At 65.1% G+C, this 14,832-nt stretch carries 19 protein-coding genes and 1 pseudogene; 7 read left to right on the top strand and 13 right to left on the bottom strand.

Features of this window, described 5'->3' with window-relative positions; all coding sequences use genetic code 11:
* Positions 1-199: 199 nt before the first annotated feature.
* Positions 200-1,870 (top strand): fumarate hydratase, encoded by a 1,671-nt coding sequence (locus RAD16_RS31165; RefSeq protein ID WP_458161647.1) that lies wholly within the window; start codon positions 200-202, stop codon positions 1,868-1,870.
* A gap of 183 nt (positions 1,871-2,053) precedes the next feature.
* On the opposite strand, the gene RAD16_RS31160 is transcribed toward RAD16_RS31165, so the two are convergent.
* The 6 genes from RAD16_RS31160 to RAD16_RS31135 all read right to left on the bottom strand — a co-directional run bounded on the left by RAD16_RS31160 (position 2,054) and on the right by RAD16_RS31135 (position 6,308).
* Positions 2,054-2,974, bottom strand: coding sequence for an SH3 domain-containing protein (locus RAD16_RS31160; protein ID WP_458161646.1), 921 nt, complete (start codon positions 2,972-2,974; stop codon positions 2,054-2,056).
* Positions 2,975-2,990: 16 nt separating this feature from the next.
* Complete coding sequence (locus tag RAD16_RS31155; RefSeq protein ID WP_458161645.1) at positions 2,991-3,287, bottom strand: hypothetical protein; 297 nt, start codon at positions 3,285-3,287, stop codon at positions 2,991-2,993.
* Between the two features lie 109 nt (positions 3,288-3,396).
* Complete coding sequence (locus RAD16_RS31150; protein WP_458161644.1) at positions 3,397-3,951, bottom strand: inner membrane-spanning protein YciB; 555 nt, start codon at positions 3,949-3,951, stop codon at positions 3,397-3,399.
* 14 nt (positions 3,952-3,965) lie between these two features.
* Positions 3,966-4,541 carry a hypothetical protein gene (locus tag RAD16_RS31145; protein ID WP_458161643.1) on the bottom strand — a complete coding sequence of 192 codons (576 nt, stop codon included), beginning with the start codon at positions 4,539-4,541 and terminating at the stop codon, positions 3,966-3,968.
* 76 nt (positions 4,542-4,617) lie between these two features.
* Positions 4,618-4,881 (bottom strand): hypothetical protein, encoded by a 264-nt coding sequence (locus RAD16_RS31140; protein ID WP_458161642.1) that lies wholly within the window; start codon positions 4,879-4,881, stop codon positions 4,618-4,620.
* Between the two features lie 29 nt (positions 4,882-4,910).
* Positions 4,911-6,308: a carotenoid oxygenase family protein gene (locus RAD16_RS31135; protein ID WP_458161641.1), complete on the bottom strand. Its 1,398-nt coding sequence runs from the start codon at positions 6,306-6,308 to the stop codon at positions 4,911-4,913.
* A gap of 108 nt (positions 6,309-6,416) precedes the next feature.
* Here RAD16_RS31135 and RAD16_RS31130 point away from each other — a divergent pair, with 108 nt between their 5' ends.
* Positions 6,417-7,148, top strand: a complete 732-nt coding sequence (locus tag RAD16_RS31130; RefSeq protein ID WP_458161640.1) for a TetR/AcrR family transcriptional regulator — start codon at positions 6,417-6,419, stop codon at positions 7,146-7,148.
* A gap of 15 nt (positions 7,149-7,163) precedes the next feature.
* On the opposite strand, the gene RAD16_RS31125 is transcribed toward RAD16_RS31130, so the two are convergent.
* Entirely contained in the window at positions 7,164-7,766 is a 603-nt protein-coding gene (locus RAD16_RS31125; protein WP_458161665.1) for a hypothetical protein, read from the bottom strand.
* Positions 7,767-7,927: 161 nt separating this feature from the next.
* On the opposite strand from RAD16_RS31125, the gene RAD16_RS31120 reads away from it, so the two are divergent.
* Positions 7,928-8,482 carry an SET domain-containing protein gene (locus RAD16_RS31120; protein ID WP_458161639.1) on the top strand — a complete coding sequence of 185 codons (555 nt, stop codon included), beginning with the start codon at positions 7,928-7,930 and terminating at the stop codon, positions 8,480-8,482.
* 163 nt (positions 8,483-8,645) lie between these two features.
* Here the strand turns inward: RAD16_RS31120 and RAD16_RS31115 are convergent.
* Both RAD16_RS31115 and RAD16_RS31110 read right to left on the bottom strand, forming a co-directional pair.
* A pseudogene (locus RAD16_RS31115) lies at positions 8,646-9,026 on the bottom strand (hypothetical protein); the annotation flags it as partial.
* A 27-nt stretch (positions 9,027-9,053) separates the two neighbouring features.
* On the bottom strand, positions 9,054-9,284 hold the full coding sequence (locus RAD16_RS31110) for a hypothetical protein (RefSeq protein WP_458161664.1): 231 nt from the start codon (positions 9,282-9,284) through the stop codon (positions 9,054-9,056).
* 101 nt (positions 9,285-9,385) lie between these two features.
* Between RAD16_RS31110 and RAD16_RS31105 the strand changes: the two genes are divergently transcribed.
* Together RAD16_RS31105 and RAD16_RS31100 are read left to right on the top strand one after the other, a co-directional pair.
* Positions 9,386-10,207, top strand: coding sequence for a helix-turn-helix domain-containing protein (locus tag RAD16_RS31105; protein WP_458161638.1), 822 nt, complete (start codon positions 9,386-9,388; stop codon positions 10,205-10,207).
* A 66-nt stretch (positions 10,208-10,273) separates the two neighbouring features.
* Positions 10,274-10,939, top strand: coding sequence for a DsbA family oxidoreductase (locus RAD16_RS31100; RefSeq protein ID WP_458161637.1), 666 nt, complete (start codon positions 10,274-10,276; stop codon positions 10,937-10,939).
* 6 nt (positions 10,940-10,945) lie between these two features.
* On the opposite strand, the gene RAD16_RS31095 is transcribed toward RAD16_RS31100, so the two are convergent.
* Positions 10,946-12,112, bottom strand: a complete 1,167-nt coding sequence (locus tag RAD16_RS31095; RefSeq protein ID WP_458161636.1) for a GNAT family N-acetyltransferase — start codon at positions 12,110-12,112, stop codon at positions 10,946-10,948.
* 170 nt (positions 12,113-12,282) lie between these two features.
* On the opposite strand from RAD16_RS31095, the gene RAD16_RS31090 reads away from it, so the two are divergent.
* Positions 12,283-12,711, top strand: a complete 429-nt coding sequence (locus tag RAD16_RS31090) for a YeeE/YedE family protein (RefSeq protein ID WP_458161635.1) — start codon at positions 12,283-12,285, stop codon at positions 12,709-12,711.
* 5 nt (positions 12,712-12,716) lie between these two features.
* Complete coding sequence (locus RAD16_RS31085) at positions 12,717-13,184, top strand: DUF6691 family protein (protein WP_458161634.1); 468 nt, start codon at positions 12,717-12,719, stop codon at positions 13,182-13,184.
* Positions 13,185-13,255: 71 nt separating this feature from the next.
* On the opposite strand, the gene RAD16_RS31080 is transcribed toward RAD16_RS31085, so the two are convergent.
* The 3 genes from RAD16_RS31080 to RAD16_RS31070 form a co-directional block, all read right to left on the bottom strand.
* The gene (locus RAD16_RS31080; protein ID WP_458161633.1) at positions 13,256-13,576 is read right to left on the bottom strand and encodes a hypothetical protein; all 321 of its coding nucleotides are present in this window, start codon (positions 13,574-13,576) and stop codon (positions 13,256-13,258) included.
* 121 nt (positions 13,577-13,697) lie between these two features.
* Entirely contained in the window at positions 13,698-14,168 is a 471-nt protein-coding gene (locus RAD16_RS31075) for a PaaI family thioesterase (protein ID WP_458161632.1), read from the bottom strand.
* Positions 14,169-14,184: 16 nt separating this feature from the next.
* Positions 14,185-14,766, bottom strand: a complete 582-nt coding sequence (locus tag RAD16_RS31070; protein WP_458161631.1) for a bifunctional transcriptional activator/DNA repair enzyme AdaA — start codon at positions 14,764-14,766, stop codon at positions 14,185-14,187.
* Positions 14,767-14,832: the final 66 nt, after the last annotated feature.

The following is a 14,832-nucleotide window of genomic DNA, read 5'->3' as shown; positions in this document are numbered from 1 at the left end:
GTCCCGCCTCCGCTAGTAGAACGCTATCATTCTCAGAACGCCCGAGCCATCGATTGTATGCGCTGCTGAGTGCAACTTAGTTCGGGTGTAGGGGAGGCCAACAGCCTAAAATAGATACCCTTCCCTTTATAGCAAAAAAGCTTAGAACGTTTCTATGCTTAGAGGCCCGCAAGGGCTCCAAAACCCCGAGATTCGCTCCATGAACGCTCCCACCGCCTTCCCCGATCCCGCAAAGCCCGTTCCGCCCTACAAGCACACTCCGCTGTTCCCGCTCGGCAAGGACGAGACGCCCTACAAGAAGATCACATCCGAGGGTGTCCGGGTCGAGAAGGTCCTGGGCAAGGACATGCTGGTGGTCTCGCGCGAGGCGCTGCGGGCGCTGTCGGAGGCGGCTTTTGGCGACATCAACCACTATCTGCGTCCGGGCCATCTGAAGCAGCTCCGCGCGATCCTGGAGGACGGCGAAGCGAGCCCCAATGACAAGTTCGTCGCGCTCGACTTTCTGAAGAACGCCAACATCGCGGCCGGCGGCGTGCTGCCGATGTGCCAGGACACCGGCACCGCGATTATCATGGGCAAGAAGGGCTGCAACGTCATCACCGACGGTGACGACGAGGCGGCGCTGTCGGAAGGCGCGCGCGATGCTTACCTGCGTCGCAATCTGCGCTACTCGCAGGTCGCACCGCTCTCGATGTACGAGGAGAAGAACACCGCCAACAACATGCCGGCGCAGTGCGAGATCTACGCCGAGGGCGGCTCTTCAGAAGTAGATTCGGCCTACAAGTTCATGTTCATGGCGAAGGGCGGCGGCTCCGCCAACAAGAGCTTTCTGTTCCAGGCCACGCCCTCGGTGCTGACCAAGGACCGGCTGCTCGCGTTCCTGAAGGAGAAGATCCTCACCCTCGGTACCGCGGCGTGCCCGCCTTATCACCTCGCCATCGTGATCGGCGGCACCTCGGCCGAGCTCTGCATGAAGACGGTGAAGCTCGCTTCCGCCCGCTATCTCGACGCGCTGCCGACCCACGGCTCGCCCGACGGCAACGCCTTCCGCGACGTCGAGATGGAGAAGGAAATCCACAAGATGACGCAGTCGCTCGGCGTCGGCGCGCAGTTCGGCGGCAAGTATTTCTGCCACGACGTCCGCGTGATCCGCATGCCGCGCCACGGCGCCTCGCTGCCGATCGGGCTCGGCGTGTCGTGCTCGGCCGACCGCCAGGTGCTTGGCAAGATCACCAAGGACGGTGTCTATCTCGAAGAGCTCGAGCATAACCCCGCGCAGTATCTGCCGCAGGTCGAGGAGTCGCTCGGCGGTGAGGTCGTCAAGATCGACCTCAACCAGCCGATGAAGGACATCCTGGCGACGTTCTCGAAGAACCCGATCAAGACGCGGGTGTCGATGACCGGCACCATGATCGTCGCGCGCGATAGCGCCCATGCCAAGCTGCGCGAGCGGCTGGAGAAGGGCGAGCCGCTGCCGGATTACTTCAAGAACCATCCGGTCTATTACGCCGGCCCGGCCAAGACGCCCGAGGGCTACGCCTCCGGCGCGTTCGGTCCGACTACCGCGGGCCGCATGGATTCCTTCGTCGACCAGTTCCAGGCCGCCGGTGGTTCGATGGTGATGGTGGCCAAGGGCAACCGTGCGCCCGCCGTGCGCGAAGCCTGCAAGAAGTATGGCGGCTTCTATCTCGGCTCGATCGGCGGTGCGGCTGCGAACCTCGCCGAGCACTGCATCAAGAAGGTCGAGGTGCTCGAATATCCCGAGCTCGGCATGGAAGCGATCTGGCGCATCGAAGTCGTCGACTTCCCCGCGTTCATCATCATCGATGACAAGGGGAACGATTTCTTCAAGGAGTTGAATCTGGGCTAGCTCTTCACCTCGCCCCGCTTGCGAAGAGAGGTCGGACTTTGCGCGTGGCGCAAAGTCCGGGTGAGGGGACTCTCCAGGAGTCCAACTGCCACCGCCCTCGCGGAGACTGCCCCTCATCCCTACCCTCTCAGAGTGAGCGTAGCTCGTCGCGGCCCCGCGAGCGGGGAGAGGGAGATGAACGAGCTAACTGCAATTCGTAACCTGGTTCGAGCAGAGCGCGCGCCACCAGCCGCGGACGTTGTCCTCGCTTTCGACCAGGCCCCAGATTCCGCTGCAAGCAAAAATGCGTTTCGGGCCGCCGTCGGTGTCGATCGCCCCGCCAAGCTCGCGCTGCGCGGGCGTCCATTTGGCATCGACGAACGGCGCCTGGAACAGGCCGCCCGTGCGCGTGGCGCCATTGGCGTAATTCGCGCCGACCTTGTTGGAGGCGACCCAGCCGCGGCCCGCGTAAGGCTTCGGTGCGCTCCGCGGATATCGCTTCTCGTCCTCGTAATCCTTGCCCGGAGGCTTGGCGCCTTCGATCAGAAACCAGCCGTCCTTGAAGCCGATGATGCGGAATTCGGTCAGCCAGCCGCCATCAGGGGTGTTCTCGGCGCCGCCGAGCTTGAGCTTGTAGGGCGGAGGCAGGGTGCCGAGCACGCGCGCCTTCACTGACGGCTCGGCGCGGACGTTGAGTCCAGCAGGATCCTTGTCGATCGACCAGGCGCCGAGATCGCAGGGCTCGGTGCCCTCAGGCAGCGTTGCGCGCTTCGCCGCAAGATCGGCGTGCCATTTTGCGAATTCAGTATCGTCGTTATTAGGGTCCGGCGCGGTGCGCGGCTTCAGTTCGGCCGAGAGTGCGCGCGTCGCATCCGGTGTAAGCGTGACCACGAGCGACTGGCGCGCAGCGAACACGCTTGCCGGTGTCTTCGGATCGTTCGACGTCGCGGGATAGACGGCGAGGTAGCCGGTCGCGCCGTCAGTCCGGTAGGCAAGGCCTGCGACATAGCCTGCCGGCACCATGGCGAGCGCGCTTGCGCGCCACGCCGGTTCAGTGTCATCCGCGCGCGCCGCTTGTGTCGCGGCACACAGGATCACCGCCGCGATGAGACGGAGCGCACGCATGGATGCCGCGCGGACCTTAGGCGCGCGCGCCGGTGAACGGGAAGCTGCCCATCGGGCCGATACCCATCTCGCCGCTCATGCTGTCGCCGGACACCGTTCCGATGAACTCGAGCGTCAACGGCATCGGATTCGTGATCGAGACTTTCCAGTTGACGGCGTCGCCGCTGACGGTGCCGTCGAAAATCTCGGCGGTATTGCCTTCCGCACCCTGCGTGCCCGTGAGTGTACCGCCCGCGGCCGTCAGGCTCAGCGTCGCCGTGCGCTCGCCCATGGGCGTCGTCATGGTCAGAGTCCAGTTGCCGTCCACGGCCATTCGCGTCTCCCATTTTTTTCCCAGCGCCTCGCGACAATCCGCGGGGGCTAGCCGGCAACGCCTATAACCCAACTCGCGCGGCGTGCCTAACGCTCTCTTTGACGCGGCCTCAGGCGCGGGCGGCAGCGCGCATGCGGCTGCCGACCAGGAGGCGGAAGGCAACGTACTGGATGGCGAACGCAAGGACTTTCGCGCCGATCAGCACCACCGAAATATAGAAGGCCCACAGCTTCATGTCGCCGGTCATGGCGACGGCGACGGTGCCTGCGGCGAGCGCGAACATCAGCGCGGCCCAGGCGTAGCCCGCGACGGTGACGTATTCCGGAATGGTCTCGGTCACGATCGCGGGCAGATAGCGCAGCATCCAGCCGCGCTTGAGCATGATGATGCCGATCGCGACATGTCCGATCGCAGGCTTTGCCAGCACAAAGCGCGGGTCGTGGGTGAGCAGCGTTGCGCCGCCGAGCACGATGACGAGGCCGAGGCTTGCCCAGGTCATGTAGCCCAGGGTCTGGCCCTTGATGCGCGACCACACCACTTGGCCGATGGCGCCGAGGATGGCGACGGCGGTTGCGAGGATGACGTTGTCGGTCGCGAGATAGATCACCAGGAAGACGATGGTGGAAAGGAAATCAGAGACGAGCCGGCGGAATACGTCTTTCATCGTCTGTCCTGTCTTCAGTGGGCGTGGGGCAGTGCGCGGGCGGCCGTACCGTACTTGATCTGGCGATACTCGGGGTACCATTTTGTGAAGTAGATGGCGCTGTTGCGGGCGGCGAAGGCGACCGCGAGGCTCGACCACAGCGGCAGGCCGGGGAAGTAGAGCAGGGCGATGTTGGCGGTCGCCATCAACAAAGCGGCCGCGGTCCACGCGCCGGTGATGACGTAGTTGGCCGTGAGGAAGCCTGACATCGCCGCGGTTTCGGCCGGGACCGCTTCAAGCGCATATTGCAGCGTGAACGGACGGCGGACCAGCATCGAGCCGAGCGAGATGACGAAGACGCCGATATCGACCGACAGCTTGACGCCGAGCGTGCCGAGCGCGGGGTCGATCAGGGCGAGGTAAAGACCGATGGCGGCGAACACGATCGCCGAACCCGCGGCCAGGATCTTCACGGAGCGGCCGCGCGCGACATCGATTGCGATGGTGGCGAGGCAGATCGCGGCGGCCGCGAACACGCTTGAAGTGGCCGACGTCACCAGCATCAGGAACGTGAAGGCGCCATAGGGCGCAAGGATCAGGAAAATCGCCATGGGCCGCCTCGGTCTGGCCAATCTTTACGATGTAAAGATCAATAGTTCGGGCGCGGCGCCGGGTCAAGCGAAATCTTTACAGTGTCAAAATGACGTAGGCGACCTCTAAGAGATGAAGCGCTGCAACGGCTTGGTCGGAGGCCTCCTCGGTCAATTCCGCCCAGGGCAGGCGCGCCAGGAGCGGCAGTGCGGAGGCCGCCAACAGGCCCAGGGCGAGCAGGATGCCGCCGTTGAAGATGGTCTGGCTGCTCCGCCGCAGCCGGATCGCCTGGAATGCGAGCGCAGCGCAGGCCAGAGCGAGGACGACCAGACAGTCCGCGGTGAGCGAGGGCATCTGCATGTGAAACTCCTCTGTCCGTCGGTGGCGCGCTACGCCGCACCCACCCAATTGCCGTGAAAGCCGTCCGGCACGCGGTGGCCGAGCTGGACCAGCGCGACGGGACCGGCCTCGACATCGGTGGCATTGAACACGGCGAGGTCGCTGCGGTTCTCCCGCGCGCGCCAGACCACGGCGAGCAGCCAGCCGTCGCCCTCGGCTGCGTCCTTCGACCGTTCGACGAAGACTGGCTCGGAGATGGTGTCGCCGGCCGGCAGCAGATAATGGCCGAGCCGTTTGCCGTTGCCGTCGACATGGACGATGCCCGACAGCGCGCCGAACATCGGCAGCTTCGGATTGGCGCAGGCGTACCAGCCGTGACGGCTCTTCAGCCCGGCACGGCGATCGTCGATGCGCGGGAATTCGCCGGTGAGATCGTCCAGATAAGTCTGCTGGAAGCGGTCGGTATTGCCAGCGAGATCGAACGTCCAGCGGCAATGGCGGGCGCGCGATTTCTCCGGATCGGTCGGCCGCCCGTCAGGATGCGGAAACAGCGGTGCCTCCTCGAACTGCATGACGTCGGCAACGATGCGGTCACCATCCTCCCAGGCATTCATGATGTGGAAGACGTAGCAGGCCTCGCCGCGAAACCAGACGATGTCTTTCGCCGTGCCGCTACGCTTCATCACGCCGACATAGGCGCCCTTGTCCGGCTCCCACGCATAGGGCGGCCGTCCGCTAATCGCGCGCTCCATGCTGCCGGTAATGGGCAGGATCGGAAACAGCACGTGGTTCGCCGTGACGATGAAGTCGTGCACCATGCTGGCATAGGGCGCCTCGAACCGTTCGAAACGCGTCGCCTTGCCGGAGGCGTCGATCGATCCGTAGGAGAGGGCGGACGTCAGCGGCCCCGCGGCGTTGTAGCCGAAGAACACGAGCTCGCCGGTGACGGGATCGACCTTCGGATGCGCCGTAAAGCTGCCGGCGACGCGGCCCTGGTAATTGTGATAGCCGCGCGTTGCCAGCGTGCCCGGCTCGATCTCGGTCGGCAGGTGCGCTTCTTCCAGCGCCAGCAGCTTGCCGGCGTGGAAGATGATGTTGGTGTTGGCGACGCCGCCATCGGTAAGGTCTTTCGGCGCATCCGCCAGCTTGCGGCCGAAGCCGCCGAACAGCGCACGGCCGGCATCATGCTCGGCCAGCCATTTCGGCGTGCGGACCCAGCGGTTGCGGTAGCTGGCGCGGCCGTTCTCGAGATGGAAGGCGTGCAGCATGCCGTCGCCGACGAACCAGTGCGCGCCGGGGGAGTCGAACTGCGGATTGGGGCCGTTGCGGTAGAGCACCCCGTTCAGATCGCGCGGCAATTCGCCGACGATCTTCAGGAAGGGCGCGTCGGCCTCGAAAGGAATCGGCGCGAGATTGTTGCGGCGCTCGGTGACGGCGGCCTGCTGCACGACGGATCCCTCCCTATCTTTACATCGTAAAGATGACATAGAGTGGTTTGTCGCGCTGGTCAAGCGAAATCTTTACACTGTCAATATTGCGTCATATAGCATGGGTCCATGGGCAAGAGTGAAACCAGGACCGAAACCGCGCGCGCTGTGCGCACCCCGAGGAAGACGCCGCCGGCAACCGGTGCGCGCGCCGCGCGCCGTCCGGCAAGCGCGAAGACGGAGACGCCGTATCATCACGGCGCATTGCGCGAGGCGCTGCTCCAGGCCGCCGAGCGGGTGCTGGAGCGTGAGGGGCTTGCCGGCCTGACATTGCGCGCGGTGGCGCGCGAGGCGGGCGTCTCGCATGCCGCGCCGACCCATCATTTCGGCGATCTCACCGGCCTGCTCAGCGAGCTCGCGGCGGTCGGCTTCCGTCAGTTCAACACGGCGATGGCCTCGTCCTGCGACGCCGCCACCACGCCGCTCGAGCGTGCGCTGGCGCGGCCGAAGGCCTATGTCGCCTACGCGCAGGCCCATCCCGGCATGTACGGCATCATGTTCCGCACCGAGCGGCTCGATTATTCCAGGCCCTCGCTGCACGAGGCGGCGGAGGCGTCCTTCGCCGGGCTCGCCAATGCCGTCGGCATGATGCGGCAGGAGCAGATCAGCGGCGATGCGCTGACGCTGAACCAGGGCGCAGCGATCGCGCGCGCGTGGTCGATGGTGCACGGCTTCACCATGCTGCTGCTCGACGGACGGCTCGAGGACATTCTGGGACGGCTGCCCGAAGGCACGACGGCCGAACGGCTGCTCGAGGCGATGTTGACGGCGCCGATCACGGGCAAGCTCCCGGGTCCCTGATCGGCCGGGAAAGTCTTAGCGCATTGTCGCGAGCTCAACCGCGCGGCCGCGTGTGCCGATGATCTTCACCTCGTCCTTGTCGCAAGCGAAGCTGCGGGCAAAATCGTCGGCCGCCTTGCGCGCGAGCTCATTGGCGTTGGGGTTGGCGATGGTATCGACATAGGCGACATGGCAGACCGGGCCCGGCGGCAGCCGCGTCACCACCAGCATCGCCTTGGTGTTGGGACGTCCCCGCTTGTCGGGATCGTTGTTGTCGGCGATGTGCCAGCGCTGGATCATCGCAAAGGGCTTTGCGCCCGCGTTGCGCCATTCGACGGTGGTCTCGGAGGAATTGAACGGGCCGAACCAGACCTTCGCCGCCGGTTCCTCTGCGGCAGCCTTGCGGCTGCTGCCGACCGAGACGATTTCGCGGAGATCATCCTCGGCGATCAGCACGACGAGGCCAGCCTTGCCCGGGCAGACTCGCGTCGTGCTGCCGTCGAGATCGCTGGGCTTGCCGATCTGGCGGCAATCCTTCGGTGCGGTGGAGGTGTAGCTGCTGCCCATGGATTGGGCGCTGGCGCCGTTCAGGGCGATGCAGCTCATCAGGATGGCCAGGCTTATGCGGATACGGTTCATCATGACGCCTTGATGTCGCGGGAACTCCTTCCATCAGACGTCTTCATTGTGGGCAAGGTTCAAACAAGGGCGGGATTGACCTGACAGCGGCGCGGAATCGTTCTAGAAGGGCGGCTTCCGCCCGCGCTTAGCGCGCCTCGTTCGCGTCACCTCATTCGATCATGCCCATCATCGCTTCCCGCAAAGCTTATCGTGTCGGCCGTTCCAAGACCGGCCTTGGCCTCTTCGCCACCATGCCGATCAAGAAGGGCACAAGGATCATCCGCTATTTCGGACCGATCCTGGACTCGCGCATTCCGGCGCATGACGAGATCGAGAACAAATATCTGTTCGAGCTCAACGGCCGCTGGACCATCGACGGCTCGGTGCGCAAGAATCTCGCCCGCTACATCAACCATTCCTGCCGCCCCAACGCCGAGTCCGACGTCCGGCCGCGCGAGCGCAAGGTCTTCATCCGCGCCATCAAGAACATCGAGCCCGGCGACGAGATCAATTACGATTACGGCACCGACTACTTCAAAGCCTATCTGAAGCCGATCGGCTGCAAGTGTCCCTCCTGCGAGAACAAGCGCAAGAAGCAGCGTGCCGAAGCCCGCGCCGAGCGCGCCAAGGTGAAGGCGCGCAGCGAGCGCAAGGCGCAGAAGGCGGGCGCCAAGGGCGCCAAAAAGAAGAAGCTCAACGGTCACGCGTTCAGCAAGGCCCGCGCGCGGGCGTAGCCGTTAGCCACGGTGTCATGCCCCGCGAAGGGGCATCCAGTACGCCGCGGCTTCTCGATTCGATCACTGACGTCTGGAATAATGGGTCGCCCGGTCCAGTGCGCAATTGCGCACAAGGCCGGGCGACGACAGCGCGTGATGCGGCCTCACGCCACCACCCACGCCCGCTCTTCCGCAATCCCACATATTGCAGCTCCGCAAACACACCGGTCGCAATCGCCTGCGTAACCACCATGAGCTCGCCGGCGAGATTCGGCGAGACCGCGCCCGAGAGCAGCAGCGCGATGCTGCCGACCGTCCAGGCTGCGTTGCCGATCACCACCAGCAGCACGAGCGGCTTTGCCACTGACGCCCGTGAGGCAAGCCAGCCGACCAGCGCGGTGTAGGCGATCAGGAACAGGCCGGTCTCCCGCAGCAGCGCTTCGGGCAGGTTGAACAGCGAGGCAAACGCGCCGGCGCCCAAGATGAAGCCGAGGGCGGCGATGCCGCTGAAGATGGCGTCGGCAAGCAGCGCGCGGCGGAGGAAGGTGGATGCGTCGATCATCTGAAGTCTCCTTGGCTAGGGTGAAACTCAATGCAGTCCGCGCCACCAGGCGCGAAGCAGGCGGGCGAGGCGGTACGGGCAGAGGCCCCTGGCGACGCTGTGCTCGAAAGCCGTGACCTGCGCGACGACGTAGTCGCCGGTCGAATGCACCAGCGGCTCGGGCATGTTGAGGCTGCGCGCCAGCATCCGGGTCGCCAGCGTGGCGGCCCAGGGCAGGACGTTGTCTGCGATGGTCCGGTAGAGCAGCAGCGCGATCATGGTCATCTCCTGTTGCGACCGAAGATGCGCGCGGGCGAGGCCCAATTCGATTACCTCGCGGGTAATGGAAGGGCCGAAATCTGCATGCTAGGTTTTTGACCATGAGCGCACATGCATCCACGGCCCCCACCGAGCGCAGCCAGCCGGTCCATATCGGCGATCATTTGCGCGAATGGCGGCAGCGCCGCCGCATGAGCCAGCTCGATCTCGCGGGCGAGGCGGAGATCTCCGCGCGGCATCTGAGCTTCGTCGAGACCGGCCGTGCCGCGCCCTCGCGCGACATGGTGCTGCGGCTCGCCGAGCGCCTCGACGTGCCCTTGCGCGAACGCAACGTGCTGCTGGTCGCCGCCGGTTACGCGCCGGCCTTTCCGCAGCGCCCGCTGGAGGATCCCGCCTTGAAATCAGCCCGTCAGGCGATCGACCTCGTCCTTAGGGCGCACGAGCCCAATCCGGCGCTAGCCTATGACCGGCACTGGAACCTGGTCTCCGCCAACCGCATGGTGGCGCCGTTGCTCGAGGGCGTCCCGCAGCGGCTGCTCGGCCAGCCCTTCAACGTGCTCCGGCTCGCCTTTCATCCCGAGGGGCTGGCGCCGCGCACCGTCAATCTCGCGGAATGGTGTGGGCATCTGCTTGAGCGGTTGCACCGGCAATGCGAAGCCACCGCCGATCCGGAACTGATCAAGCTCTATCACGACCTCAAGAGCTATCCCATTCCGGCGCGCTCGGCGCCGCTGTCGAGCGACAATGTCGCCATCCCCTTCAAGCTGCGCCTGGACGGAGAGATACTAAGTTTCTTCTCCACCACCATGGTGTTCGGTACGCCCGTGGACATCACCCTGTCCGAGCTGGCGCTGGAGACCTTCTTTCCGGCCGATGAGCGCACCGCCGAGCGGCTCAGGCAGATGGCCGCAACCATGTCCTAGCGGCCTTGCCACGGAGCGGGTTCGGCTTATCTTGGGGCGAACCCGCACCGCCCGAAGGAGGCGCTCATGAGCACCCTAAAACCGCTCCAGATCGATGTCGTCTCCGACGTGGTGTGCCCGTGGTGCTATATCGGCAAGCACCGGATCGAGAGCGCGCTGGCGCTCGTTCCTGATGTCCCAGTGAAACTGAATTTCCGTCCCTTCTTCCTCAATCCCTGGGTGCCGCGCGAAGGCATCAGCCGCGAGGACTACCTCACGACCAAGTTCGGCTCGGTCGAGGCCTATAAGGGCATTGCCGGCCGCGTCGTCGCCGCCGCGAGCGAGGAAGGCCTCATCTACAAGCCCGAGCTGGTCGCGCGCCAGCCCAACACGACCGACTGCCATCGCCTGATCCTGTGGGCCGAGGCGATCGGCAAGGCGCCCGAGATGAAGCAGCGCCTGATGGAGCTGTACTTCCGCGACGGCGGCGATCTCACCGATGTGAACGTGCTGGTGCAGGCGGCCGCCGACGTCGGCCTCGATGCCGGCGACGTGCGCAAGCGCCTCGCCACCGACGAGGATGTCGCGCGCGTTTCGGCCGACGCGCAGGAAGCCGCCCAGAAGGGCATTTCCGGCGTGCCGACCTACGTCTTCGCGCAGAAATACGCTGTCTCCGGTGCGCAGGACCCGAACCTGCTCGCCCGTGCCATCCGCCAAGTCTCGGAAGAGATCAACGCGCAGGCGGCGGAGTAACTTCGCTCATTTGCGGAGCAGATGGACCACGCGTCGCGCGCCCTCGTGCGCGACGTTGAAGCCGGCCAGTGCTGCGTGAATCAGCGCGACGACCGGGTCATTCCGCCGCAGCGGGATCAAGACATCACCGATCGCAAAGCGCCCCCGCCAGATCGGGTTGATCATGGGATGATCCGCGCTTGCCGTGGAATCCGCGCTGGCAATGGCGGGATCGGCGCAGAGGTGACGGGTGAGGTCGAGCGTGAGCTGCACGCCCGGCGAATATTTGGCGAAGCGTTCGTCGATGCCGAGCTTGAAGAAGAAGGCGCGGTCCTGATGACGCAGCACGATGCCGGCCGCCACCGGCGTCGTGCCGGCGCGGAGCGTGACGATCTCGCATTGCGCAGTCTCTGCCAGCGCCGGCACCGCGCGACGGATGAAGGTCGCATCGCCGGCATGCTGGACCAGCGCCGTGCCGCGCTTGCCCTTCCAGCCGCTGGCTTCGAGCTGCAGGAATGTTTCGAGCGCCGGCCTGATCTCGTCCGGCTTGCGCGCGACGTCGAAGACGACAGGGCCGTGCTCTGCGAGGCGATGGCGCTGACGGCGCAGCTCCTTGAGCTTCTTGGTGCCGAGTGCGTCGCGCAGCAGCGTCTCGCCATCCTGCGTCGCATCGAGGCTGGCGCGGATGTAGGAGGACAGCACGCGCGGCTTCAAACCGTCGTGGCTCAGAACTTGTTTGATCGTACTCATCGCAGCGCCGTCGAGCGCAACGTCGTTCAGCACCAGCGCATGCGCGCCGGACTTGCGCGCCTGCTGCAACAGGCGCGTGGCCGCCTCGGTCGCGGCGTCGCGGTCGATCAGCGGGCTGCAGAGGGTGCCATAGGGATGCGCGCTGACCAGCGCGGGCAGGGGGATCTTCAGGGCGCGCCAGAGCGAGATCACGGGCATCAGCCCGATCAGCCGCGCCGAAGAGCCGCTGAATGCCGCAAGTGCCGAAGCATCGTTGCGCCCGCGCGCGGTGGCGCTGACGGCAAGCTCCCAGGCGGGCAGGTAATATCCGTTCGGCTCGGTCGCGCGCTGTGCCAGCGCGCGCCATTGGCCGGGGTCGATGGATGTCAGCGGGACGCGCGCACGCGCCGTCGCGGCATCCTTCGATGCCGGATTGATCGCTGCCTGGTGCGCGATGTCGACCACGTCCCGTCGTCCCCGTTCAGAGGGCATGCTTAGCGCAAAGATTGGAAGATACCGTTGGGACGCCGCATCAATTCGAGTGGTATTGTTAACGTCTCATTGAGCATACGGGCGCGACGCCGCCGGCCGGCTCGATGGATGCGCGAAGATCGTTCTCGACCCGGAGGATCATGATGATCGCTACATCTTTCACACCGGTTGCTTCGCTCTTCGGCGGGGCGTTGATCGGTCTATCCGCCGTGCTCCTGATGTGGACCACCGGGCGGATTGCCGGCGTCAGCGGCATCGCTGCTCGGCTGTTTCCACCTTACGAGGACAGCCAATTCGCCGGCCGGCTTGCCTTCGTCGCAGGCCTCATCGCCGCGCCGATATTGGTCCGCCTCGTCACTGGAAGCCTGCCGGCGCAAACCATCGCTGCGACGACGCCGGTGATGATCGTGGCCGGATTGCTCACGGGTTTTGGTTCGGTGTGGGGCAACGGCTGCACGTCCGGCCATGGCGTCTGTGGCCTGTCGCGGCTGTCGGTGCGCTCGCTGGTCGCGACCGTCGTTTTCATGGCGACGGGCGTCGCGACCGTCTTCGTAATGCGCCACTGGAGCTGACGACGATGGCAATCCTCGTTCAATTCGCGATCGGCCTGGTCTTCGGCCTCGGCCTCATCATCTCGGGCATGTCTAACCCGGCAAAGGTGCTGAATTTTCTGGATGTCGGCGGCATCGCCGCGGGCACATGGGACGCGAGCCTTGCCTTCGTGATGGCGGGTGCGGTCGCTGTGACCTTCATCGGCTTCAAACGCGTCCTGAAGCTCGCACGACCATTCTTCGCCGAACGCTTCTATGTTCCGACGCGAACAGACATCGATCCGAAAATCATCGTCGGCCCCGCCATCTTCGGCATCGGCTGGGGATTGGCAGGCTTCTGTCCGGGACCGGCACTGACCGCGCTCGGATTCGGTTCGATCTCGGCCTTCATCTTCGTCGCCGCGATGTGCGCCGGCATGGTGCTCGCGCGTTTCATCGCACGGCTTCCGTCGTCGACCGGCATTGTCACACCGGCCGATCCGCTTGAAACCTGACGCTTGAAACCGGACATGGGCAGGACCGGACGAACTGTCTCGTCCGGTCCTGCCTGTCATGGCTTCATCGATTACCAGCGGTCGCCGATACCGACGCTGACACCGGGCGCGCGAATGCCGACGCCGCCGCGCGGACCATCATCCCAGTCGCGATAGGTGCGGCGCTCGTAGTAGCGGTCGCGCGGCATGGTCGCGTAGGAGTCGCGCACGATCACGCGCGAGCCGCCGCGGCTGCGATAGCAATTGCCGGCGTCATCGCAGACCAGCCGGACTTCCTGAACGAGCTCGGGGTTGGCGTATTCGCTGGTCGTGTAGATATCGGTGGCCTTTGCGCCGCTCGCCGCAGCGAGGGCCCCGACGCCGGCCAGCAGTGCAATCGTTAACGTCCTCATCCTGTCCTCCTCCGAAACTGCCCTCGGCGGTAACAAGAAAGGGAGGCGGGGATCGTTCCGGCCGGAATGCGGGATTTTCCCGGAACTGACACCCTTTTTGGGGCGGGCGTTCCCTTCCATGTCAGGTCGGAAATATGAGGCACGTGGTTGTGCCGTGGGCGAGCAGTCGGCCCTTGGCATCTGTCGCGCGTCCGTCGGCTGTTCCGACGCGACGGCCGCAATTCAGGACCTTGCCCTCGGCGATGATCGGACCGGTTTCCGGCGTGATCGGCCGCAACAGCGAGATCTTGAACTCGAGCGTGGTCTGGCCAATCCCATTGTCGAGCGTCGACTGGATCGCCAGCCCCATGCAACTGTCGAGCAAGGTCGCCGTGAGACCGCCATGCACCGTGCCTGCCGGGTTGAGATGGGCGCCAGTCGGCACGAGCGCGACGAGGACGCGGCCACTCTCCGCAGTCACGACTTCATAGCCGAGGGTCTGTGCGATCGTGTTGAGGGGCAGCGTTCCGCTCGCGAGGCCTTGGACGAACTCCAGTCCGCTCATGTTTTTCTGTCGTTCGGCATCGACGGTTCCATAGGTTCTGATCTCCATCGCGGTGTCCCTTTGCTCACCCGTTTTTGAATTTTCGTCCTGCAGTCTTCCCGCGAAATGCCGAGGGCGGACGGCCATAGAGCTGTGTGAAGGCGATCCTCATGCGTCGCGTGCTCGAAAAGCCGGAGCGCTCTGCGACGGCCTCGATCGGAAGATCGCTCGAATCGAGCAGCCGCTTGGCACGCTGCATGCGCAGTGGCAACGCAACTTGCAGCGGTGATGCTTCGAGGTGTCGGGCAAACAGGCGCGTCAGATGGCGCGGACCGATTCCCAAAAGTTCGGCCAGCCGTTCCACGCCACCCCGATCGAGCTCTCCGGCCTCAATCAGGGCCAGCGCGCGCTCGACCGTGGTTCTGGTCCCCTTCCAGGCCGGACAAAACGGCGCCGTTTCAGGACGGCATCGGAGACAGGGGCGGAAGCCGTCCTGCTCGGCTGCGGCTGCGCTGCGAAAGAATTTGACGTTGCGCGCGAGAGGTGTTTTCGCAGGACAGACCGGGCGGCAATAAATCCCCGTCGTCTTGACCGCGACGAAGACGACGCCATCCATTGTGGCGTCACGGCGGCGAAGGGCTTCATAGCTCGCGGCGAAGTCGGGCATGAGGCCGCTATAGCGGCGGCGGTTTCGCCGTGCCAGTCCGATCCGATGACCATGTCCGGAAACGAC

Source organism: Bradyrhizobium sp. 18BD (genome assembly GCF_054185225.1).
The sequence above is the reverse complement of the archived record's forward strand: the minus strand, read 5'-3'. Positions and strand labels throughout refer to the sequence as shown.